Genomic DNA, 253 nt, shown 5'->3' on the forward strand with positions numbered 1-253 from the left:
GGTCGACTGGCCCAGTCCTGCAGAAGGGATTCGCGATTCTCCTAGGGAAAATCGCCGCTGGTGTAGCCGTGGGATTGGCGGTCGGATTCTTTGCGCCAGATGGCACGCTATGGACTCTTACGCCGATCGCAATCATTGCTGCCATGATCAATTCAAATGGTGGCCTATTTGCCGCGCTGACTACGGAGTTTGGGAATAAGACTGATCGTGGAACATTCCCTATCATTGCGCTCACCGACGGTCCGTTTTTCAC

1 protein-coding gene is annotated in these 253 nt (G+C 54.2%); it reads left to right on the top strand.

Annotation, left to right across the window (positions count from 1 at the left end; all coding sequences use genetic code 11):
* Positions 1-17 precede the first annotated feature (17 nt).
* Positions 18-253 (top strand): 2-keto-3-deoxygluconate permease (locus tag R0K30_RS22760; RefSeq protein ID WP_410613208.1); only part of this gene is annotated, 236 nt, incomplete at its 3' end.

The organism is Bacillus sp. SIMBA_154 (genome assembly GCF_046536015.1).
Lineage (GTDB): Bacteria > Bacillota > Bacilli > Bacillales > Bacillaceae > Bacillus > Bacillus pumilus_P.